The organism is Pantoea sp. App145 (assembly GCF_047947045.1).
GTDB lineage: Bacteria > Pseudomonadota > Gammaproteobacteria > Enterobacterales > Enterobacteriaceae > Pantoea.
The window spans coordinates 3,395,046-3,414,156 of the sequence record NZ_CP133290.1; the positions used below are offsets into that span (position 1 = coordinate 3,395,046).

Here is a 19,111-nt window from a genome sequence, read left to right on the forward strand (position 1 = left end):
ATCAGCTAATAGTCAGAACGACTTTTCCAAGTGCCTTAATATCATCCAGGCCACACTCGAAGCTCATTTCGCCAGAGCCGACCCGTAGTCTTTTAACAGGAATTCGGGTAAGTGTGCGGAAGCTTGCTTTTCCTTCGATTTCTACCAGCCAGTTACCGTCCTGAACTTCATCTAAGTCCTGCGCCACAATGTAATTCACGTCTTTATCTTTCACGCTAATCAAATTGGCGGGGGAGATCGCATCATCATTTATCAAAGAAAAATCAAAAATTAGCTTCCCTGTACACTCAAGACGGCCGTCAGTTAGCTTTAGTCTATCTATATTGCTCCCCATAGGGGCGCTTTCATCAAAGCGCTCGCCCTCTCCAGAAACTAACCAACGTATGTTTGCGCCGGTTTCAAGGGAGCATTGCAAAACTATATCGGCTGGAAAAACAACACGTTTATAGCGTGATGACAGGCTGCTTGAGGCGATACCAAGGTGATCTGCGAGGTCAGATTTTAGTCTAAATCCATATGCTTCAACGACCCGATCCAAGGCTTCAGAGCTGGATGAGGGAAACGAAAAGTTTAGATGTGTGCTCATGTTAGCTTGACTCTATTAAAAAAGAGATTTAATCTCATTTTGAATTCGCAATTTGACCATATAGCCCTGAATTGACCGATATTGACCTATCGGTAAACCTAATGGAGTTTGCCTTATGCGACCTAGCATTACAATCATCATCCCCGAGCCTTACCTGCCTCTCGACGAATACTGTCGCCGTACAGGGACAAACAAAGAAACTGCCAAGAACCTGATTGAATACGGAAAGTTGCCAATCAAACCTAAAGGGTTGCAGAAGAAAGGTTTAGTCGAAATCAACATGGCCGCACTTACCATTCAAGCCTTAAGCGAATGTGATATTTCGCTTAATGCGTAATAAATCTTAGATATTAGGCAAGGGCTAATCATGTTTGATTTTAAGGTTTCCACACATAGTCATTTCGACGAAGCCTGTCGCAAGTTTGCTCTTACGCACAATATGGCGGAATTGGCTGGGCAAGCTGAAATGAAAGTTCAGACCCTGCGTAACAAGTTGAATCCTGATCAGGCACATCAACTGACGGTTGCCGAAATGCTTTTGCTTACTGATCTGACGGAAGATGCGACGTTAATTGATGGCGCGCTTGCGCAACTGAAATGCCTGCCATGTGTACCGGTCAACGAAATTTCGAAGGATAAATATTCTGCCTATGTGCTCAAGGCAACCGCAGAGGTTGGATTATTGGCCGCTAACGCCGCCGACCCTGAGAAAATTACAGCAACCTGCCGCCGTGGAATCGTCGAAGCTGCCAATACCGGTATTCGTTGCATGATGCTGGCCGCTCTGGCTGTTCAGACTCGTATTCAGTCAAACCCGACTTTAGCCTCAACCGTTGATGCAATTAGCGGGCTGGGTGCTTCAATCGGCATTAACTGAGGGGATGCGATGATCTCATTTGCAGCACGTCTAAAGCGTAAAAACCCGTCAATGTCATATGGCAATGGCTGGATTATGGGAGAGAACGGCAAGCGCTGGCATCCGTATGACAGTCAGCAGGCATTGCTCAAAGGTCTTTCAACAAAGCGCATCGGTTTTGCTCTACGCCTGCGCCGTGTATTCGGTGGTTAATATGCAAGTTTTATGGGAAGTACCGAAACAACACGAACCCGCCAGTTTTTCCAAAATTCATTTGATGGGCGCTCGTGTTGATAAGCTTCAGCCAATGACGTTTGATGAATTTCGTAAAAAGTGGCGTCAAATGCGAGACAACAACGCGAATCCCGCATTGCGTTATTTCAATCATCAGAATGATGAATTCAAATTCTGTGTTCTGACATTGGCTAATCGTGAGAACCCGAAAACTTTTAAGCCGGAGGAGATTGGTAAACCTTTTCAATATTTTGAAGAGCATCGACGGGAGTTGATTATTATTGCCATGAATAAAATGGCGCGCTGGGGCAGGATATTACCGCGTCAGTTTTCAACGGCAGACTGTTTTTTAGCTGAGTAAATAAAACTAAATAAATTAAATGGCGTAAACCCGCCGGGCATTTTTTTGCCCAATTTCTGGAGAATGAAATATGCGAAATATCGAAATACATAAGTTTGATGCCGACACAGAAGCGCTGGCAGCAATCATCACTAAGGCGCGAGTTGAGGAACGCAAAGACCGTGCGCTGGCGGTTTCTGATCGCCTCGTTGAGCTGGCAGTACATGTTCATCAGAAAGGTTTAAGCGGTGTTGAAGCGGCAGACCTGATACGCCGGGAAGCAGAACGTTATCAGAATGAATCGCAGGAGTTGCACTAATGGCTGACTCAATGGATTTAGTGCAGCAGCGCGTTCAGGAAGAACTGGCACGTAATCTGGCAATCGCAACTCACCGCCCGACCGGGGTGTGTGAGTTTTTCTGTCAATCATGCGGTGAAGAAATCCCGGAGAAACGCCGTCGTGCGTTGCCGGGTGTTGAACTGTGCGTCACATGCAAGGAAATCAGCGAGCTGAAAGGCGCACATTGTAAGAAGGATGCACCATGAGAGTGTCCATCAACAGTAGTTACTTTGTGCGAGCACTGGAGTCAAACGAGCCAGGTAAGCCGCAGAAGCTGGCGCTGGAAAAGTCCGGTTGGCAGGTGATTGATGGTGTACGTGAGCAAGTGCCGGTCACTATGGCTGTCTATGACAGCCGTATTCTGCTAATCCGGGATCTGGCCTCAGACATGATCGGTCAGTTGGTCTTCAGGGGCCAGATGAACAATGTCACGAGCTTTGTGGCGGAAACCCGCCGCATTGCCGAACAGGCCGAGTTTGCACTGCTGGAACTGGCAAAATCTCAGGCTAAGAATGGCTGAGTCTCTTTCCGGCTTACTTACTGGTGAACATCACGCCGTTAACCAGCAACGGCGTGATTTTTTTGGTATGTCTGCCCCGGCAGATATGTCCCTTTCCGAGCGTCGTCTGTGGAACGTCAATCCTGATGATCACAGTTGGCGCAGTCAGTATCTGCACGATATGCCGGACTATCTGGCCGGATACTTTGCTGATCGTTATACCCGCATCCTCTCAGGTAACAATGGCCGACGCCGTGCCAATGCGTTTCTACGCCAGACTATCGGCCAGAGCGTATTGCCACGCCTTCAGCTTGTCCGCAGCCGTTATCGTCTGGATGTCGCTGCACAGCATGAACTCCCCTTTATTAAACAGCTTGATCGCCTGCCTACGCTGGACCGTCAGGATGTGCGGGATCTCGCTTATAAAGTAGCTTCGTTCCTGTCGCTCAGTCTGGCTGAGTTTGTTGATAAGGTTTCTATGCCGAAGGAAACCGATGAACAGACCGTTACCTGTGTGGCGTATCGATACGTGGCAGAGCTGGCCGCGCTGACGGGAACGCAGCCGCCATACTGGGCCGAATTTAAAGCCTGCAAAGGTGATTTGCCTTTGCGCAAAGCGCAATCCGGTTTGTTGCGCATGATGGCACCAGAATGGTGGCGTGGCCGTCTCAAACAGATGCGCGATCTGCAACGTGAGCACATGGCGATTGCGGTAGGGCAGGTGCAGAAATCCGCCTCGCCATACGTTTCACGCGGCACGCTGGCGGAATGGGTTGAGCAGAAGAAACGTAACCGTGAGTTCTTCAAACGGTACGACCTGATGAACAAAGATACCTGTGATCGCATCGCGATGGACGAAATGGTCAATCGCAGCACCGCAAACCCAGCCATGCGTCGCCGCGAGCTGATGACCAGAATGCGTGGCTTTGAAGACATCGCCAATGAAACCGGATGCGTTGGGGATTTTTATACGATTACCGCGCCGTCGCGTTATCATTCCGTTTACAGCCAGGGTGGTTTCATTACCAAGTGGAACGGCTCAAGCCCGCGTGATACGCAGCGCTATCTATGCCGCGTTTGGGCGCGCATCCGTGCAGCCCTATCCCGCGAAGAAATCCATGTTTATGGCTTCCGCGTCGTGGAACCGCATCACGATGGCACGCCGCACTGGCACATGCTGTTGTTTATGCTGCCGGAACATCGCGAATGTGTGCAGCAAATCATGCGTGATCACGCCAGCAAAGAAGACGCTGACGAACTCACCACGCCCCAGGCGTGTAAAGCGCGGTTTCACGCTGAGCCAATCGACCCAACCAAAGGCAGCGCTACAGGTTACATCGCCAAATACATTTCAAAAAATATCGACGGCTTTGCGATGGATGGCGAAAAGGACGATGAGACTGGCTCAAATATGCGTGATATGGCGAAAGCGGTGTGCGCATGGGCATCACGTTGGCGCATTCGCCAGTTTCAACAGATTGGTGGTGCGCCGGTCACAGTATGGCGCGAGTTGAGACGCCTTGGCGATACACGCTTACCTAACGAGAAGATGGACGCGGTGCTGGCGTCTGCTTCAGTTGCCAGCTGCTGGGCATCTTACACCATGGCTCAGGGCGGCCCGTTGGTAGCGCGTGAAGATCTCGTGATCCGTCTATGCTACGAAATCACCGAAATGGGCAATGAGTACGCCGAAGATGTGCAGCGTGTGCAGGGCATCTATTCACCTCACTATCAGGACTCTGAAGTATTCACACGGTTGGTTAAGTGGGAAGCCGTTGCCAAATTAGCCGACGCGTCAGCGGAGGTTGGCCCTTCTGGCGGCATCGCCGCCCCTTGGAGTTCTGTCAATAACTGTACGGGGCCACAGCACCGAGGGTTAGAGCTGGAACTAAAAGCGCGTGGTTTTGAGGGGGTTGAAGAGGAAATAAGCCTTCTCTTCAGAGGTTGCAGCCTTAATGCAGGAGCCAGGCGACGGCTTTTCTACCAAAACGGCAGACTGCAAGAGGCAAGATTGTGATGAAATCGCATATCTACCCTGAGTTGTTTTCTAAAGTTCACTTGCTAATCGTAGTCCGCGAATCACCGTCACTTCGTATTTAAGGACGACAGCTTTCTGTTGGCATAAAGCAAGAGCTTTTTGCCATTTGATTGCATCGGGTTTCGTTGGGTCTGGTTCTGAAAGCCGAACTTCCAATAGTGTTCTGCCATAACCACGTTCACCGGCGATAAGATATGCGGTACGCGCAGTGGAGTGAAGTTCTATGCATGCTTTCCTCATAACTCATTATCCCTTATGGCTTTTTAATCTCAGATTTTTGTCAGGCAAACCGCATCAGAAGGTAAAAAATCATTTCACAATCTGTCAAAAAAACTATACTGTAATTATGTACAGTGATTTGAGCTGAAGGGGGGCAGATGGAAGATGATTTACAAGAGCGCGTTCGACTTGAACGCGTTGAATTGATTGCAAGACTGGCAAGTGAAGGATTTTGCAGGGAGCGTGATCGTGAGATTGCTTTGAACCTTATCGCAGATATTGCTGGTGAAATGGAGGTTAGAAACCGGCAATTTTCTGTAATCTTTTCTGCTTCCCCGTTGGACAACTGACAGGAGAAAGCCCGTGCGTATCGAAATTATGATCGACAAAGAGCAGAAAATCAGCCAGACAACGCTTGATGCACTTGAATGTGAATTGCTGAAAAACCTGCATCCCCAATATCCCAAAATGGCAATTCGTATTCGCAAGGGCAGCGCTAACGGCATTGAGTTGAGCGGAATCAGGCAGAATGAAGAGAAAAAAATGTGATGGACATCCTCCAGTCCGTCTGGCAGGACGACAGCTGGCAACATTGATCATCGCGCTGGCGTCAAAACTTGCTTTTGGCGGCGGCAGGGTAGGGGGATTTTAAGTATAGATTTTTATGGGCAGGCTGAATCCGCTGAGGTATCAGATTTTATGAACAGACTATGAACAGAAAGAATTTGGTAGATTGTAGCGAGTGAATTGTGAGGGTTCATACCTATTTATGGAACATCTTATTGTTGATTTAACTATTTATAGTGTTTCATATCTTTTAGATGGAAATGCTATCTTGTTATTTCTTTTGGGTATAAGAGATAAAATTGATATTTGTTATATTCAACGAAATGCCAAGGATTGAGCGTTAACCTTTTATTATTTCGGCGGTTTTTTATAAGTTAATAGGTTCCAAAAAATGTCAAAAACCTCACAGCAAACAGTCTTACAACCTGCTCAAATTTCTTATCCCAGTTACTTTCCTTCTGGCGTTCCACCAAAAGATGCAAAAGAGGCATCCGGGGAGTTTTATCGTTTAACTAAGGCCAAACCTCCGGAGAAAGATTGTTTTCTTAATATGTACGACGAAAATCCCAAAAGAATGAGCCGTTTTAAAGGTCTTTCTTTAAAGTGTTGCTATGGGGTTTCACTGTATACGGAAGAACAATCGCTGATAAATGCATTTGACAAGTTTCCTGAAGGGGTAGGTGAGCGTTTTATAGCGAAAGGAACACTTGATGCTGCTGACGGTGCGATGATGAAAACAGGAGCTCCTGATTCAACTCATTTCACCATCTGGCTTAGTACAAATGCTGAGATCCATAAAAAGTTCTCTTGCATTAGAGGGCTAGTGAAATGAGTAATATTTTTCTTTCAGATACTCTTTTAGGCACGCTTCACATAAAAAATGTATATGAGTTTTTTGAAGGACCTAAACTTTTTTCTGTTACAAATGAAGTGGATGGTTTATTTGTTGTTTACTGGATTGGTGATGAAGAAGATTTTGATAAATGGATAGTATTACCAATTTCAAAATCTCGCTTGGAGCATCTTGAGCGTAAAAGAATAGATATTAATAGTTTGCTTATGTATCAAGAGCAAAGTTTTTGCTTCCAGCTCAATCTTCCTTATGATGATAGTGTTGCGCCTATTTTTAACAGAATAAATACTGATGAATTCAGGCGGTCAATAAAGTTTCCAAAAGTAGGGTTATATATTAGTTCTGTAATGCCTATGCTGCCTTCTGGAAAGCTAGGTGCGTGCATCGAATTTTCAACACATGAAATTCACGTAGAAAAAACAGCCTCATCTACAGAGCCATTAGTTTTAAAAGGTGTTTCAAAGCTATTTGAGTGCTTTAACGATTTTTACTCATCAATAATGAAATCTTTTGATGAAAAAGACATCATGCGGCCAGTATCTGGACGTCCTGGGTCATTTGTTTTGTCTTTTCAGGCAGATAAAATGCACCAAGTTGAGCCGCTACTTAAAGATTTAAATGAGCTGATTCTATCAAGGGGGGACATTGTTAGTTTCATTAAAAGAAGAAAAATTGATGTCCAGATGCTTTCTGCATTGTTTGAAAATATTATTGAAACAAGTTCAAGCTTTGAGCTTAAAAGTAATGCGACTGATGAGCTGGTTTTAATAGTCAGAAAAACTGATGCGGAATTTTATAGCAGTATATTATCAAAAATGTCAGCTCAAGTAGTTGGTGGCTATCAAGTCCCCCAGGCTAACTTAATTAATCAGGTATTTAAAATAGTTGAATTGAAATGGCAAGATAAACATCTTAATTTAGTTAGCACTGGACTGGATGAACGACACATTTTGTATTATATACATGCGGCAAAAATATTAGGTTTCCTCAACAGCAATAACTCAGTTTCTGCATTGGGACAGCAGGTAGCTGAGTCAGAACATGATAAACGGTTAAGAATTGCGGCTCGTAGTTTTGAATCTAGTCATTGCGGTTGGGCTTGGATTACCTGGAGTCAAGTCAAAAATCTCTCAGAGCTAGATCCTAGTACAGCAGAGGCTTTCTTACTCGAAAAATGTTTATCTCTGAGTGTTAAGACCATGAAAAGAAGAGCATCAACATTAAGAAAATGGGTTGAGGCACTAAAACCGTCATATCAAGAGCAATGATAAAAGAAGGTAAAATACATCGATGAGGTCAATGCAATAACGCAAAAAATTATACCGGCATACAGGGCGATTCACGTTAACCGCTTTGCCTTTGTTGCCTTGCGTATGAGTGTATGGCTATGCTGCATGGATCCGCATGATCACGAAATGGTCATTTATGACCCGGCCCGCCAGCTCTGGCGGGCTTTTGTTTATATCTTGCACCTGCATGAAAAACGCTCCATAAAGCGGGCAGGCGTGGCGGGGATAGCATTGCGCGCGAGGGGTGCAAACATGTATGCGGAGGCTGCGCCAGCAGCATTGAGGAAGGTAAACTAATAAGGTATGTGGCATTTGCAAGTGAGTATCGGGCACTTGGTCAGTTGCGATTGAAAACGTCTAGTGAGTAATGCAAGTGGTCAGGTTGAAGTCAGGCGCATAATCACAGGAAGTTACAAGCGGGAGAACGTAATGAGGAGGTAATCCTCGCCGTTATCGTAACAACGAGAACGCTTTTTTTTTTTATGAATTGTGGTAGATTTTTAATTCTTATCAACACACGGACAAATCTGATGAGTAATATTATTCCACCACCACCGCCAAAATCTCAAGGGGTTGGCGTTCCTGTTAGTTATGGCAATCAATCTGCGATAGCTTTACCAGAGGTCAGAGGGTTGTGGTATAACGATAAGGATATACACCTAGACGGTTGGAAATACATTTCATGTAGATTCGATAATTGCAGGTTTTATCTTACCACCTCACATTTCGTGATTGATTCTTGCTTTATCGATCAGACAAACATATTTTACTTTAATGGGGAATCACTAAAAGCTGTCCAGTTATTTAATAGGAACAGCGAGTGGATGAGGGAGACATTTCCCTATTTCGCCGCTAAAAAAAATACCGATGGAACTATCTCCGTGGGAGTATGATATGTTCTTTGGAAATTCCGGGTTAAAAGCAAGCGTTAACGCATCTATGAAGTTGAACCCTAAAAGAAATCAAATAATCATAGTGGTTTGTTTTGTTTTGTGTGCATTATGCCTGTTCGTTTCTTTCCTTTTTCTGTGGTATGAAAAAAGAGGGGTGATCTTTCCATTGCTCTCAGCGCTTTGTTTTTTTGTGCCGCATGTGTTTTTTTCTTTCTTACTTATAGAAACGCCGAGCTTGCAGATACGGAACCTTTCGAGATCAATCAATCATCAAACGGAACGACAATAAAAGTTAACCCTACCTTATTGCTTAATAATAAAGAATTAGCAAGCGTGTTAACTGTGATTGCACACGTTAAACCGTTACCTGAAGCTGATGGATTGGTAGATAAACATGGTCATGTAATTCCTGATTCCCAAGAGCAAGCGAGAGAGATTGTCAGGCAAGCGAATAAAAGCGTGGAAAGCGTCTTGAGGAACAATGTAGAAATAATAACAAATGGAAATCCAACTATTAAAGATGAATCATTCATTCAAGAGCCAAACACCATGTCGCTTTCAAGTGAATCTGTCAAAAGAAATGTAGCAATAGACTTTTAATAATGCGCAGGATAAAAACCTGCGCGTTGTTTAATGATTATTATAAAGATTTATATCCCTAGAGAGTAATCGCAAAATGTAATCACATTACTTCCTATCCAATTGTTTATTTCCTTCATTCTTTCCTGTAAAGGCGTCAATTCATTTCGCACAAACACTTGTGAGGCTTTCACCGCATCCCCAAATCCGCCGGAATTATCCGGGATAATCCCCATCATCTGCGGCGGTACGCGATGCGCACTTAGCAAATCGTCGCGGCTGGCCTTCTTGATGTTAAAAAAATCATCCCGCGTTGCCACCTCACTCAGCGGCAGAATCTTAATCCCGTCCGGTTTTCCGTTCGGGGCATACATAAAAAGATTCCGAAAATTGCCTAAGCCTTTCGTGTCACGCATCGCCTGGCGCATCCGGTCGATATCGCTGCTGCTCTGCGCCGCATCGGTCATATACAGGATGTAACCGGCGTGCGCGCCGTTCTGGTAATACTTGCGGCGGAACAGCGTCGCTGACTCATTCAGCCAGGCGGAGTTAAGCGCGCTGAGGTATTCCGGCAGGCCGTACAGCTCCTGATTGATATCCGGCTCGATAAGGTGAAACACCTGCCCCGCTTCAAACTTATGCGCGTCCTTCCATTCATTAACAAACCAGTAAACCCCATCCTCGACCCCGCGCCGCGTGTATTTGGCCGGTGACGATTCCAGCCGCAGCGGCTGGCCGAGCGCGTTGCGTCGCAGCTCCGCAAACGCGTTGCCAAACACAAGATAATCAAGAGCAAACTTGCTGAATTCCTGCTGACTCAGCAGCGGATGCGGGATAAAGGTCGAGGCCAGAATATTGCGCTTCACATACAGCGGTGAGCTGTGATGCACCGCCGAGCGCAGGCTTTTCGCCAGGCCGTGAAAGCTGACCGGCGGCTCATACCAGCGGCCATTGTGGATGCATTCGGCGTAATCCAGAATGTCGCGCTTATCCATCACCGGCGTGGGATCGCCAAAGGTGAACGCCTCAACCGGCTGCGATGCCACCGGCGCGGGCCGGACAGGTGTGGTAAATGCCTTGCGGCCTTTGCGTTTGCTCATCAGTAGAATTCCATGAAAGAAGGATTTGCGCTGCCGCTGGCTGCGGTAAGCGGTTCGTTGAGAAGTGCGTGCATGATGGCCCAGGCGACGTCGGCGTGGCTGGCGTCCTCGCTCCGGCTTGCTTCATAGGTGGAGCGGTTGCCGCTGGCTGTCATTGTTTTGCGGATAGCCATAAAGGATTGGGTAATGTCGGTCTGGCCCGCGTCGTATTCCAGTCGGCCGCTGCTGATGGTGTCCTTCGCCTTCAGCACCATCGCGGTTTTCACTTCGGGCGTGTAGCGGATTTCCCGTGCGGCCGGGTAGAACTGGCGGACCAGCTGAAACACACCCTGGCCGATGCCGGTTGCATCGACGCCGATGTATTCAACGGTGTATTTCTCTGTCAGCTCTTTAATCGACTGCGCCTGCGCGGCAAAGTCCATGCCGCGCCACTGATGGCGCTCCAGCACGCGGAATTTGCCACCGGCAACCAGCGGCGGCGCGATAACTGCACAGCCTGCGCTGTCGCCGGTGTGCGAGGGATCGTACCCAATCCACACCGGGCGGTAGTCGAACGGGCGCAGAGCATACGGGTTAAAGTCGGTCCACTCCTCCAGGCTGTCCACCATGCAGCCCTGTAGCTCGGCGAACGGAAACACGCTGGCCTCATCATCGACAAATTCGCACATCAGCAGGTTCTGATACTCAGCCGGACTGTATTCGAGTTGCAGCTGATCGATATCGAACAGGTTGCAGCCGCCCGTCAGCGCATCCTCAACGGTGACAATCTGTCGCCACTGGCCGTCACCGCACAGCGCGCCTTTTGCCAGGTGCGAATGCGACAGGTCGATTTCAATGCGGTCATCTTTGTTGCGACGCCCCTTGTTAAACAGCTCCCCGGACCAGAACGGATAAGCGCTGTGCGACAGGCTCGACGGCGTCGAAAAATACGTGGTGCGCCATTTCTTATGCAGCGACATGCCGCTGGCAACTTTGCGCAGCTCCTGGAATTTCGGTATCCAGAAATATTCATCCAGGTACAGATTGCCGGTGTAGCTCTGCGCGGTGCGCACGTTGGTGCCAAGAAAAATCAGACGGGCACTGTTTGGCAGCACAATCGGATCGCCCTTCAGGTCAACATCCACCGACCGGGCAAAATCAATGATGTAATTTTTGAAGACGTGCGCCTGCGCCTTACTGGCAGACAGGAAAATCTGGTTGCGGCCAGTAGTCAGCGCATCAAGCAGCGCCTCGCGGGCAAAGTAGAACGTTGCACCAATCTGACGGGATTTGAGGATGTTGCGGATACGGTGCGCCAGCCCGGCTTTATGCCAGTTGAGCTGATACTCAAAGCAGCCATCCATAAACAGGCCGGTGAGTTTATCTGTCTGCTCGTCGCTGAAAATATTCTTGATAACCGGCTGTCGTTCGCCCCGGTTGCGGTTGCGCACGTTCGGATTGAGATCCGCCTCGTTGCCGCTGCCCCGGTAGCGCTCGACGCGGGCCAGCCGCTCAATCTGTCGGCCTAGCAGGTCAATCTCTTTGTAATCCCTTCCCTCCTTCACGTCTTTGAGGATGAGCTGTGTCAGCCGCGCCTCAAGACTGAATTCCACGCGGCTGATGGGCGCAACGTTCTCCCATTCGTCGCGGAGTTTCCAGCTCTGCACGGTTGGCGTTTTCTGTCCGAGCGTCTCCGCTATCTGGCGCACGGAATACCCCTGCCAGTAAAGCAGTGCCGCCTGACGGCGCGGATCGCTGATGGTGGTGCCGGGTGTCATGTTCATGCCGCTAAGGCTACCGGCGGCAAAAATAGCGCGCCTGTCCTCACTGTCTGCTGGTCGGTGAGCGGGCGGGCATTCGTTGAGGGATTACGCCCCGGCGGGGAAACTGGCCCCGAACCGAACCCCTTAACCGACCGGAGCCTGATTAATGGCAACTAAAGCAAAGCGTTTTCGCATCGCAACGGAAGGCGCAACGACCGACGGCCGCGTGATTTCCCGCGAGTGGATTTCGCAGATGGCGAAAAACTACAACCCGGCGATGTACGGCGCACGCGTCAATATGGAACACATCAAAGGGTACACCCCTGACAGCCCGTTCCGCCGTTACGGTGACGTCACCGCGCTGACCGCTGAGGAAATTACCGATGGCCCGCTGAAAGGCAGGCTGGCGCTATACGGTGAGATTGACCCGACGCCGGATCTTGTCGAGCTTACCAAAGCCCGCCAGAAGATTTACACCTCCGTGGAAATCAACACGAAATTCGCCGACACGAATGAAGCCTATCTGATTGGCGTTGCCGTTACCGATGACCCGGCCAGCCTCGGCACCGAAATCCTGAGTTTCAGCGCGAGCGCAAAAGCTAACCCGCTGGCGTCCCGCAAGCAGGACAAAGACAACCTCTTCAGCGCCGCCGAGGAAACCCTGATCGAGTTCTACGAAGAAGCCGACCCCGGCCCGTCGATTCTGGACCGTGTGAAAGAGCTGTTTTCCTCGAAAAAGAAAACCGATGACGAGCGCACCAGCGCAGTGGATGGCGCGATCACCGCCGTGGCCGAACAGGTCCAGCTGAACAGCGATGAGCATGCGAAACAGCTGTCAGCACTGGATAAAACCCTGTCAGCCCGCCTTGAGGCGCTGGAGAAACAGACCGGCGAAGACCGCGAGGCCATGAGCGCGTTACAGGACACGCTTGCGAAAACTGACGGCAGCTTTACCCGCCGTCCGCCGTCAACCGGTGGCGATGGCAAAGGCAGCGCGCAGACCGACTGCTGATAACGCGCGGTCTGAGAACACCCCCGAACACTGATAAACAGGAACGCCAATGCGCCAGAATACCCGCTTTAAATTTAACGCTTATATGTCCCGCCTGGCCGAGCTGAACGGCGTCGAAACCGGCGACATGAACAAAAAATTCACCGTCGAGCCGTCGGTGTCGCAGACCCTGATGAACCGCGTGCAGGAATCATCTGAGTTTCTGACCCGCATCAACATCGTGCCGGTGACAGAAATGAAGGGTGAGAAAATCGGGATCGGCGTCTCCGGCTCGATTGCCAGCACCGCCGACACGGCGGGCGGCGATGAGCGCGAAACTGCTGATTTCTCGGCGCTCGACGCCGAAGGCTACGAGTGCGTCCAGGTCAACTTTGACTTTCATATCCGCTATAACCAGCTCGACCTGTGGGCGCGCTATGAGGATTTTCAGGCCCGTCTGCGTGATGCCATCGTGAAACGCCAGGCGCTGGATCGCATCATGATCGGCTTTAACGGCACCAGTCGCGCCAAAACCTCTAACCGCGCGGCCAATCCGATGTTGCAGGACGTGGCAAAAGGCTGGTTGCAGAAATACCGTGAAAACGCACCTGCCCGCGTGATGAACAAGGTCACGGCAGAAGACGGCACGGTGTCAGACAAAATCCGCGTGGGTAAAGACGGTGATTACGCCAGCCTCGACGCGCTGGTGATGGACGCCACCAACGATCTGATCGAGCCGTGGTATCAGGAAGACCCGGAGCTGGTCGTCATCTGCGGCCGTCAGCTGCTGGCTGACAAGTATTTCCCGCTGGTGAACCAGAGCCAGGCCAGCACCGAGCAACTGGCGGCTGACCTGATTATCAGTCAGAAGCGCATCGGCAACCTGCCCGCCGTGCGTGCCCCGTATTTCCCGGCTAATGCCCTGATGATCACCCGCCTGGATAACCTGTCGATCTACTGGCAGGAAGGCACGCACCGCCGCCTGATTGATGAAGTGGCGAAGCGCGACCGCATCGAGAATTACGAGTCCATCAACGAGGACTACGTGATTGAGGATTACGCGGCCGGGTGCCTGGTGGAAAACATCGAAATCGGTGATTTCAGTGAGCCGGAAGCAGTCGCTACCGCTGTGACTCAGGCCGAACCTGATAACGAAACCGAAAACCCGGAAGCGGGGGCGTAACCGATGCTGAGTCCTGCCCGCCGTCACCGGATGCGCGTCCAGGCCGAAACCGCACAGCAGCGGGATGTTAACCCGCTGCGCCACGCCACCGGCTATGAGCAGATGCTCGTGAAACTAAACGAGGACAGGCGCCGCCTGAAAAAAATCCACTCGGTAGAGCGTAAGGCGGAGCTTAAACGCCAGCTGCTGCCCGACTATCTGCCGTGGGTTGCAGGCGTGATGAGCGGCGGGCGCGGTGCGCAGGATGCTGTCGTGATGACCGTCATGATCTGGCGACTCGATACCGGTGACGTTACCGGTGCGCTGGAAATCGCCCGCTACGCCCTGCAATACGGGCTGGTGCCGCCTGACGGATTTAAGCGCGACAGCCTGCCTTATCTGCTGGCTGAAGAAGTGGCCAGCGCCGCGACACGCGCCTGGACGGCAAAAGAAGCGGTGGATATGGCACCGCTGCTGGAAACCATCCGGCTGACCGATGCCGAAGACATGCCCGACCAGGTGCGCGCCAAGCTGCACAAGATTGCCGGGTATGTGTATCGCGATGCGGGCGGGACTCATGAGGCGATGACTCACCTGAAACGTGCGCTGCAACTGCATGAGGGTTGCGGCGTGAAAAAAGACATTGAGCGGCTGGCGACTGCCATGAAAAAGCAGGCGCAGGCCAGCCGCTGACCGGACGCGCCCCGCGCCGGGCGGCAGGACAGCAATGCGCCTTTCAGGCTTCTGCGCTGTCCTCCACCGCCCACCTATTCAGAGGCCAACTATGACCACGGTAGTGATACCCGCACCGCGACCGGCAGAGAGTGCCGAGCCGCCGGTAAAGAATACGTTTTTCTGGCCTGACATTGACCTGAAGCAGCTGCGCGACGCGCTGCGCTACGAGGGCACGGTCACGGCGGAGCGTCTGCGCCTCGCGGTGAAAACGGCGATATCAGAAGTGAACGCCGAGCTGTACGACTGGCGCGCCGACCAGATGGCGGCGGGCTATAAAACGCTGCCCGACGTCCCGGCCGAAACCCTGGACGGCATCAGCGAGAAAGTAACGCATTACGTTGCGGCCGTCGCTTCACTGACCGCTGCCACCATTGCCGAGCGCTATCGCGGCTATGACGCCACCGGCACGAAAAAGGCCGGAGAAATCGAGGCCAGCGCCGACGAATACTGGCGCGATGCCCGATTCAGTATCAGCCGTATCGCTTCGCGTCCGGGCTGCATTGTGGGCCTGCTGTAATGAAAGTGTACGCACTTCAGGGCGATACCGTTGATGAAATCTGTCAACGCTATTACGGGCGCACGGATCAGGTCACGGAGCTGGTTTATGCGGCTAACAACGGTCTGGCAGATGCCGGGCCGGTACTGCCGCATGGCCGGGCCGTCGAGCTGCCCGACCTGCCGGAATCGTCAACGTCGGAAACCGTCAACCTGTGGGACTGAATCATGACTATTTCGATGGAACGCATCAGCGCCTTTCTCACCTACTGCATGGCGGTGGTGATGGGCTGGCTCGGTAAGTGGAATTTGCAGGACATGGCGACCCTGCTCGGCATGGTGCTGGGTGTCGGCATGTTCCTGGTGAGCTGGTACTACCGCCGCAAGACCTACCAGCTTTTTGTCAGCGGCCGCATGAGCCGGGAGGACTATGAATCTGCAAACCGTTAAGCGCTGCGCCGTCGGCGCGGTGCTGGCCATTGCTGCCACGCTGCCAGGTTTTCAGCAGCTGCATACCTCCGTTGAGGGGTTAAAGCTGATTGCGGATTACGAGGGCTGTCGCCTGAAGCCGTACCAGTGCAGCGCCAACGTCTGGACCGACGGCATCGGCAACACGTCGGGCGTCGTACCGGGCCGGAGCATTACAGAACGGCAGGCGGCAGGGAGTTTTATTACCAACGTACTGCGCACCGAGGCGGCGCTATCGCGTTGCATCTTCACGCAGCTGCCGCAAAAGGTTTACGACGCCGTGGTGTCGTTTGCTTTCAACGTCGGTACGGGCAACGCCTGCGGCTCAACGCTGGTGCAGCTGCTGAATAAAGGCCGCTGGTCTGATGCCTGTCACCAGCTCAAGCGCTGGGTGTATGTGAAAGGCATTTTTAACGACGGGCTGGATGACCGCCGTGGGCGGGAAATGGCCTGGTGTTTAAAAGGGGTATGACGTAATGAAAATCTTTAATAAATCATGGGTTGCAGTCACCGCCGCAGTAATGCTGGTCTTTATTAACATCATCATTCCCTCAAGCCATGCACTGCTCATTCTGGTGATGGGAATATGGGCCGAATTCTTACTATGGGCGGTAGTTAGTTTTGCGGGTTTATATAGCTTTACTTACACCGACGGCAGGCAACAACAGATCCGCAACGCACTATGCAGGATTGTTAACTTTTCCAGTGCTATTCCCCTTGCCTGGTATCACCGCATGTTTATTGCTGGCCTGATATGTGGTGCTGGCTGGAATTTTACCTCCTTTATTTACGTCCTGACTGTCGCAATTAGCGAATTGCTCAAAGACAAATACGGGACCGTACAGGTATGACCCGCATTTTCGCCACCCTGTTAGCGGTTGCACTGATGGCGCTGTCGCTGACCGGCTGGCGCTGGTCAGTTGCCCGTGATGAGCTGGCAGGTGCGCAGCGGATTATCGGCACCCTGTCGGCCGGTATTGAAAGCCGGGATAAAGCCATCGCCCGGCTGAACACGGAAAACCGCGACAGCCAGAAACGCGAGGCCGCACTGCGGCTGATGCAGGGGCGGGCCAGTTCCGGTGCGCTCAACCGTGAAATGCAAATACAGAGGGAAACCGATGCGAATCCAGCACTGCGCGACTGGTCTGCTGCTCCTTTGCCTGACGATGTTATACGGCTGCACACCCGTCCCGCCTTCACCAGCGCCAGAGATTATCTGGACTGGATGTCCGCGCGTGACCAGTTGCCTGATACCGGGCAACAGCCTGAAAACGGCGGGCGATCTGGCGGCGGATAACCGCCGTTTAGAGTCGGCGCTCGTCTCCTGCGGGTTGCAGGTGGAAACCATTAAAGACTGCCAGGAGCAACATGATGCTGAAACCGAAACAACTGCGCGAGGCGCTGACAGCCAGCGTCCCGATGCTGCAAAGAAACCCTGACTGCCTGAATGTGTTTATCGACAACGGGCGCATTGTCTCAACGCTCGCCACATCGCTGTCGTTTGAATATCAGTACCAGCTGAACATAGTGATCACCGACTACACCGGCAACATTGATCTGCTGATTGTGCCGCTACTGGCCTGGCTGCGGGTAAACCAGCCTGACGTGATGGCGACGAAGGAGAAACAGCAGACCGGCTTTACCTTTAAAGCAGATGTCATCAGCGACACGGCCAGTGATATCAGTATTGATATTCAGCTGACTGAGCGGGTAATCGTCAAGCAGGAAGGTGATGAGCTGCACGTCAACCACGCTGGCGAGAACCCGCTGCCGGAGAATGATGCGCGCCCGATGCAGCTTTACCTGCGGGGTGAGTTAATCAGCGAGCTGCCGTCATGAGCGAGCTAAAAGTGGTTGAGGACCGGCTGAACGCGCTGATCAATAATCTGTCAGCCCCGGCTCGTAAAGAGATGGCACGAAACATCGCCAGAAAGCTGCGGGCCAGCCAGCAGGATAATATCAAACGCCAGCAGGCACCGGACGGCACGCCCTTTAAACCCCGCAAAACGCAGCCGGTTCGCAATAAAAAAGGCCTGCTTAAGCGTGAGATGTTCGCAAAGCTGCGCACCGCAAAATACATGAAAGTACATGCCGACTCAGATAGCGCCTTGATTGAGTTTACCGGCCGCGTGCAGCGCATGGCCCGCGTGCATCATTACGGGCTGCGCGACCGGCCATCACGAAAAGGTAAAGAGGTGCAATATGAAGTCAGACCGTTGCTTGGGGTGTCAAAAAATGATTTGGATATGATTCAAACTGTTATGATAGATTATTTATCTGGCATCTAAGTAGAGATAAAAATGGATAACATAAAAGTTAAGTCATTGATGTTCTGTTCCTCAATGATCTGCATTTTTTTAGGTGTTATATCATGCCTATTCGGTAATGTTGCAGGCGGAGGCATTGTAATTGCAACAGGTTTGCTGTTAATTTTGCTAAGTCAGTTTGAAATTGAATCATTTAAGATGCCAGGCTTAGAAGCAAAACTTCGAAAAACTATAGTCGAAGCAGAAGTTGCTCTTGAAACACTACGCAATATCGCAGTGCCAATTTCTGAAATATCTATTTCATTAGCCGCCAGAACGGGCCGGATGGGGACGGCTAGTTCACACGAAGAATTATATGAACTTGCAATGCGCATCAAAAGTGAATTGACACAAATAAAAGTTGATAATGAAAATATTAACATAGTTCTTCATGAATGGTTTTTTTATACATCTTTTGATATGGGTAGAATGATTATAGATCCGTTCATTGAGAAATTAAGAGAGAGACTGAATGAATTAAACGCCGACCTCAATGAATGGGCCGGAGGTAAACCTATAACAGATCATATTGAACATGATAAATTTATACAGCCGATAAAAAAAGCAACTATTGAAATTGAGCACGCCCGGCTTTGCATGTGGAAGAAAAACTATCGTGATATACCGGAGATTATAAGGAAATGCATTGCAGATTGCGCAACACTCAGTGAGCTTGAAAAGCAAGATTTTTGGAATGAGCATGATGACCGTTGGGAAGATTTAATATATTTCGTTAACGAAGGCGAACTAAGGCGCAAACAAGTTTGGTTCGAAACAGAGGTTTATTAAGTTTGTTCATTCATTCCCCAACAAACTCCC

General features: G+C 50.5%; 28 protein-coding genes and 2 pseudogenes. 27 read left to right on the top strand and 3 right to left on the bottom strand.

Annotated features, from left to right (window positions below; all coding sequences use genetic code 11):
* Position 1 precedes the first annotated feature (1 nt).
* Entirely contained in the window at positions 2-586 is a 585-nt protein-coding gene (locus RCF31_RS15650) for a phage repressor protein CI (protein ID WP_416411561.1), read from the bottom strand.
* A gap of 115 nt (positions 587-701) precedes the next feature.
* Between RCF31_RS15650 and RCF31_RS15655 the strand changes: the two genes are divergently transcribed.
* The 14 genes and pseudogenes from RCF31_RS15655 to RCF31_RS15720 all read left to right on the top strand — a co-directional run bounded on the left by RCF31_RS15655 (position 702) and on the right by RCF31_RS15720 (position 9,314).
* A complete protein-coding gene (locus RCF31_RS15655) occupies positions 702-923 on the top strand; it encodes a regulator (protein ID WP_084876940.1) in 222 nt (73 codons plus the stop codon).
* 30 nt (positions 924-953) lie between these two features.
* Positions 954-1,463 carry a phage regulatory CII family protein gene (locus tag RCF31_RS15660; RefSeq protein ID WP_416411562.1) on the top strand — a complete coding sequence of 170 codons (510 nt, stop codon included), beginning with the start codon at positions 954-956 and terminating at the stop codon, positions 1,461-1,463.
* A 9-nt stretch (positions 1,464-1,472) separates the two neighbouring features.
* Entirely contained in the window at positions 1,473-1,655 is a 183-nt protein-coding gene (locus RCF31_RS15665; RefSeq protein ID WP_416411563.1) for a phage filamentation protein Fil family protein, read from the top strand.
* A 64-nt stretch (positions 1,656-1,719) separates the two neighbouring features.
* On the top strand, positions 1,720-2,037 hold the full coding sequence (locus RCF31_RS15670; protein ID WP_244193618.1) for a hypothetical protein: 318 nt from the start codon (positions 1,720-1,722) through the stop codon (positions 2,035-2,037).
* A gap of 70 nt (positions 2,038-2,107) precedes the next feature.
* Positions 2,108-2,335: a DUF2732 domain-containing protein gene (locus RCF31_RS15675; RefSeq protein ID WP_416411564.1), complete on the top strand. Its 228-nt coding sequence runs from the start codon at positions 2,108-2,110 to the stop codon at positions 2,333-2,335.
* Positions 2,335-2,562, top strand: a complete 228-nt coding sequence (locus RCF31_RS15680) for a TraR/DksA C4-type zinc finger protein (protein WP_416411565.1) — start codon at positions 2,335-2,337, stop codon at positions 2,560-2,562. The genes RCF31_RS15675 and RCF31_RS15680 overlap by 1 nt, the downstream gene beginning before the upstream one ends.
* Positions 2,559-2,876 (top strand): DUF5405 family protein, encoded by a 318-nt coding sequence (locus tag RCF31_RS15685; RefSeq protein ID WP_416411566.1) that lies wholly within the window; start codon positions 2,559-2,561, stop codon positions 2,874-2,876. Before RCF31_RS15680 ends, RCF31_RS15685 begins: the two co-directional genes overlap by 4 nt.
* Positions 2,869-4,872, top strand: coding sequence for a replication endonuclease (locus tag RCF31_RS15690; protein ID WP_416411567.1), 2,004 nt, complete (start codon positions 2,869-2,871; stop codon positions 4,870-4,872). The genes RCF31_RS15685 and RCF31_RS15690 overlap by 8 nt, the downstream gene beginning before the upstream one ends.
* Before the next feature lie 398 nt (positions 4,873-5,270).
* Positions 5,271-5,462 (top strand): hypothetical protein, encoded by a 192-nt coding sequence (locus RCF31_RS15695; protein WP_416411568.1) that lies wholly within the window; start codon positions 5,271-5,273, stop codon positions 5,460-5,462.
* A 13-nt stretch (positions 5,463-5,475) separates the two neighbouring features.
* Positions 5,476-5,708 (top strand): annotated as a pseudogene (locus RCF31_RS15700) (DinI-like family protein).
* A 362-nt stretch (positions 5,709-6,070) separates the two neighbouring features.
* A complete protein-coding gene (locus RCF31_RS15705; protein WP_416411569.1) occupies positions 6,071-6,511 on the top strand; it encodes a hypothetical protein in 441 nt (146 codons plus the stop codon).
* A complete protein-coding gene (locus tag RCF31_RS15710; protein WP_416411570.1) occupies positions 6,508-7,800 on the top strand; it encodes a DUF6575 domain-containing protein in 1,293 nt (430 codons plus the stop codon). Before RCF31_RS15705 ends, RCF31_RS15710 begins: the two co-directional genes overlap by 4 nt.
* Before the next feature lie 551 nt (positions 7,801-8,351).
* Positions 8,352-8,714 carry a hypothetical protein gene (locus tag RCF31_RS15715; RefSeq protein WP_416411571.1) on the top strand — a complete coding sequence of 121 codons (363 nt, stop codon included), beginning with the start codon at positions 8,352-8,354 and terminating at the stop codon, positions 8,712-8,714.
* Between the two features lie 333 nt (positions 8,715-9,047).
* A complete protein-coding gene (locus RCF31_RS15720; RefSeq protein ID WP_416411572.1) occupies positions 9,048-9,314 on the top strand; it encodes a hypothetical protein in 267 nt (88 codons plus the stop codon).
* 50 nt (positions 9,315-9,364) lie between these two features.
* Here RCF31_RS15720 and RCF31_RS15725 read toward each other — a convergent pair whose 3' ends face one another.
* The gene (locus RCF31_RS15725; protein WP_416411573.1) at positions 9,365-10,393 is read right to left on the bottom strand and encodes a phage portal protein; all 1,029 of its coding nucleotides are present in this window, start codon (positions 10,391-10,393) and stop codon (positions 9,365-9,367) included.
* Entirely contained in the window at positions 10,393-12,156 is a 1,764-nt protein-coding gene (locus tag RCF31_RS15730) for a terminase ATPase subunit family protein (protein ID WP_416411574.1), read from the bottom strand. The genes RCF31_RS15725 and RCF31_RS15730 overlap by 1 nt, the downstream gene beginning before the upstream one ends.
* A gap of 145 nt (positions 12,157-12,301) precedes the next feature.
* On the opposite strand from RCF31_RS15730, the gene RCF31_RS15735 reads away from it, so the two are divergent.
* From RCF31_RS15735 to RCF31_RS15795, 13 genes and pseudogenes are all read left to right on the top strand, one after another.
* On the top strand, positions 12,302-13,147 hold the full coding sequence (locus RCF31_RS15735; protein WP_416411575.1) for a GPO family capsid scaffolding protein: 846 nt from the start codon (positions 12,302-12,304) through the stop codon (positions 13,145-13,147).
* 49 nt (positions 13,148-13,196) lie between these two features.
* A complete protein-coding gene (locus RCF31_RS15740; protein WP_416411576.1) occupies positions 13,197-14,309 on the top strand; it encodes a phage major capsid protein, P2 family in 1,113 nt (370 codons plus the stop codon).
* A 3-nt stretch (positions 14,310-14,312) separates the two neighbouring features.
* The gene (locus tag RCF31_RS15745; protein WP_416411577.1) at positions 14,313-14,981 is read left to right on the top strand and encodes a terminase endonuclease subunit; all 669 of its coding nucleotides are present in this window, start codon (positions 14,313-14,315) and stop codon (positions 14,979-14,981) included.
* 91 nt (positions 14,982-15,072) lie between these two features.
* Positions 15,073-15,540 carry a head completion/stabilization protein gene (locus tag RCF31_RS15750; RefSeq protein ID WP_416411578.1) on the top strand — a complete coding sequence of 156 codons (468 nt, stop codon included), beginning with the start codon at positions 15,073-15,075 and terminating at the stop codon, positions 15,538-15,540.
* Positions 15,540-15,743: a tail protein X gene (locus RCF31_RS15755; RefSeq protein WP_416411580.1), complete on the top strand. Its 204-nt coding sequence runs from the start codon at positions 15,540-15,542 to the stop codon at positions 15,741-15,743. Before RCF31_RS15750 ends, RCF31_RS15755 begins: the two co-directional genes overlap by 1 nt.
* A 9-nt stretch (positions 15,744-15,752) precedes the next feature.
* Positions 15,753-15,968, top strand: a complete 216-nt coding sequence (locus tag RCF31_RS15760) for an HP1 family phage holin (RefSeq protein WP_416413272.1) — start codon at positions 15,753-15,755, stop codon at positions 15,966-15,968.
* Positions 15,949-16,458, top strand: coding sequence for a lysozyme (locus RCF31_RS15765; RefSeq protein ID WP_416411581.1), 510 nt, complete (start codon positions 15,949-15,951; stop codon positions 16,456-16,458). The genes RCF31_RS15760 and RCF31_RS15765 overlap by 20 nt, the downstream gene beginning before the upstream one ends.
* 4 nt (positions 16,459-16,462) lie before the next feature.
* The gene (locus RCF31_RS15770; protein WP_416411582.1) at positions 16,463-16,837 is read left to right on the top strand and encodes a DNZ54_00345 family protein; all 375 of its coding nucleotides are present in this window, start codon (positions 16,463-16,465) and stop codon (positions 16,835-16,837) included.
* A 35-nt stretch (positions 16,838-16,872) separates the two neighbouring features.
* Positions 16,873-17,184: pseudogene (locus RCF31_RS15775) on the top strand (LysB family phage lysis regulatory protein); the annotation flags it as partial.
* Positions 17,105-17,425 (top strand): Rz1-like lysis system protein LysC, encoded by a 321-nt coding sequence (gene lysC, locus RCF31_RS15780; protein WP_416411583.1) that lies wholly within the window; start codon positions 17,105-17,107, stop codon positions 17,423-17,425. The pseudogene RCF31_RS15775 and the gene lysC, both read left to right, overlap by 80 nt.
* Positions 17,358-17,825, top strand: coding sequence for a phage tail protein (locus RCF31_RS15785; RefSeq protein ID WP_416413274.1), 468 nt, complete (start codon positions 17,358-17,360; stop codon positions 17,823-17,825). Before lysC ends, RCF31_RS15785 begins: the two co-directional genes overlap by 68 nt.
* Positions 17,822-18,274: a phage virion morphogenesis protein gene (locus RCF31_RS15790; RefSeq protein ID WP_416411584.1), complete on the top strand. Its 453-nt coding sequence runs from the start codon at positions 17,822-17,824 to the stop codon at positions 18,272-18,274. Before RCF31_RS15785 ends, RCF31_RS15790 begins: the two co-directional genes overlap by 4 nt.
* 12 nt (positions 18,275-18,286) lie before the next feature.
* On the top strand, positions 18,287-19,081 hold the full coding sequence (locus RCF31_RS15795) for a hypothetical protein (RefSeq protein WP_416411585.1): 795 nt from the start codon (positions 18,287-18,289) through the stop codon (positions 19,079-19,081).
* The last annotated feature ends 30 nt before the right edge of the window (positions 19,082-19,111 follow it).

Coding starts and splice junctions, on each gene's coding strand:
- RCF31_RS15650 (WP_416411561.1), bottom strand. CDS start 586: ATGAGCACACATCTAAACTTTTCGTTTCCCTCATCCAGCTCTGAAGCC.
- RCF31_RS15655 (WP_084876940.1), top strand. CDS start 702: ATGCGACCTAGCATTACAATCATCATCCCCGAGCCTTACCTGCCTCTC.
- RCF31_RS15660 (WP_416411562.1), top strand. CDS start 954: ATGTTTGATTTTAAGGTTTCCACACATAGTCATTTCGACGAAGCCTGT.
- RCF31_RS15665 (WP_416411563.1), top strand. CDS start 1,473: ATGATCTCATTTGCAGCACGTCTAAAGCGTAAAAACCCGTCAATGTCA.
- RCF31_RS15670 (WP_244193618.1), top strand. CDS start 1,720: ATGGGCGCTCGTGTTGATAAGCTTCAGCCAATGACGTTTGATGAATTT.
- RCF31_RS15675 (WP_416411564.1), top strand. CDS start 2,108: ATGCGAAATATCGAAATACATAAGTTTGATGCCGACACAGAAGCGCTG.
- RCF31_RS15680 (WP_416411565.1), top strand. CDS start 2,335: ATGGCTGACTCAATGGATTTAGTGCAGCAGCGCGTTCAGGAAGAACTG.
- RCF31_RS15685 (WP_416411566.1), top strand. CDS start 2,559: ATGAGAGTGTCCATCAACAGTAGTTACTTTGTGCGAGCACTGGAGTCA.
- RCF31_RS15690 (WP_416411567.1), top strand. CDS start 2,869: ATGGCTGAGTCTCTTTCCGGCTTACTTACTGGTGAACATCACGCCGTT.
- RCF31_RS15695 (WP_416411568.1), top strand. CDS start 5,271: ATGGAAGATGATTTACAAGAGCGCGTTCGACTTGAACGCGTTGAATTG.
- RCF31_RS15705 (WP_416411569.1), top strand. CDS start 6,071: ATGTCAAAAACCTCACAGCAAACAGTCTTACAACCTGCTCAAATTTCT.
- RCF31_RS15710 (WP_416411570.1), top strand. CDS start 6,508: ATGAGTAATATTTTTCTTTCAGATACTCTTTTAGGCACGCTTCACATA.
- RCF31_RS15715 (WP_416411571.1), top strand. CDS start 8,352: ATGAGTAATATTATTCCACCACCACCGCCAAAATCTCAAGGGGTTGGC.
- RCF31_RS15725 (WP_416411573.1), bottom strand. CDS start 10,393: ATGAGCAAACGCAAAGGCCGCAAGGCATTTACCACACCTGTCCGGCCC.
- RCF31_RS15730 (WP_416411574.1), bottom strand. CDS start 12,156: ATGAACATGACACCCGGCACCACCATCAGCGATCCGCGCCGTCAGGCG.
- RCF31_RS15735 (WP_416411575.1), top strand. CDS start 12,302: ATGGCAACTAAAGCAAAGCGTTTTCGCATCGCAACGGAAGGCGCAACG.
- RCF31_RS15740 (WP_416411576.1), top strand. CDS start 13,197: ATGCGCCAGAATACCCGCTTTAAATTTAACGCTTATATGTCCCGCCTG.
- RCF31_RS15745 (WP_416411577.1), top strand. CDS start 14,313: ATGCTGAGTCCTGCCCGCCGTCACCGGATGCGCGTCCAGGCCGAAACC.
- RCF31_RS15750 (WP_416411578.1), top strand. CDS start 15,073: ATGACCACGGTAGTGATACCCGCACCGCGACCGGCAGAGAGTGCCGAG.
- RCF31_RS15755 (WP_416411580.1), top strand. CDS start 15,540: ATGAAAGTGTACGCACTTCAGGGCGATACCGTTGATGAAATCTGTCAA.
- RCF31_RS15765 (WP_416411581.1), top strand. CDS start 15,949: ATGAATCTGCAAACCGTTAAGCGCTGCGCCGTCGGCGCGGTGCTGGCC.
- RCF31_RS15770 (WP_416411582.1), top strand. CDS start 16,463: ATGAAAATCTTTAATAAATCATGGGTTGCAGTCACCGCCGCAGTAATG.
- lysC (WP_416411583.1), top strand. CDS start 17,105: ATGCGAATCCAGCACTGCGCGACTGGTCTGCTGCTCCTTTGCCTGACG.
- RCF31_RS15785 (WP_416413274.1), top strand. CDS start 17,358: ATGCTGAAACCGAAACAACTGCGCGAGGCGCTGACAGCCAGCGTCCCG.
- RCF31_RS15790 (WP_416411584.1), top strand. CDS start 17,822: ATGAGCGAGCTAAAAGTGGTTGAGGACCGGCTGAACGCGCTGATCAAT.
- RCF31_RS15795 (WP_416411585.1), top strand. CDS start 18,287: ATGGATAACATAAAAGTTAAGTCATTGATGTTCTGTTCCTCAATGATC.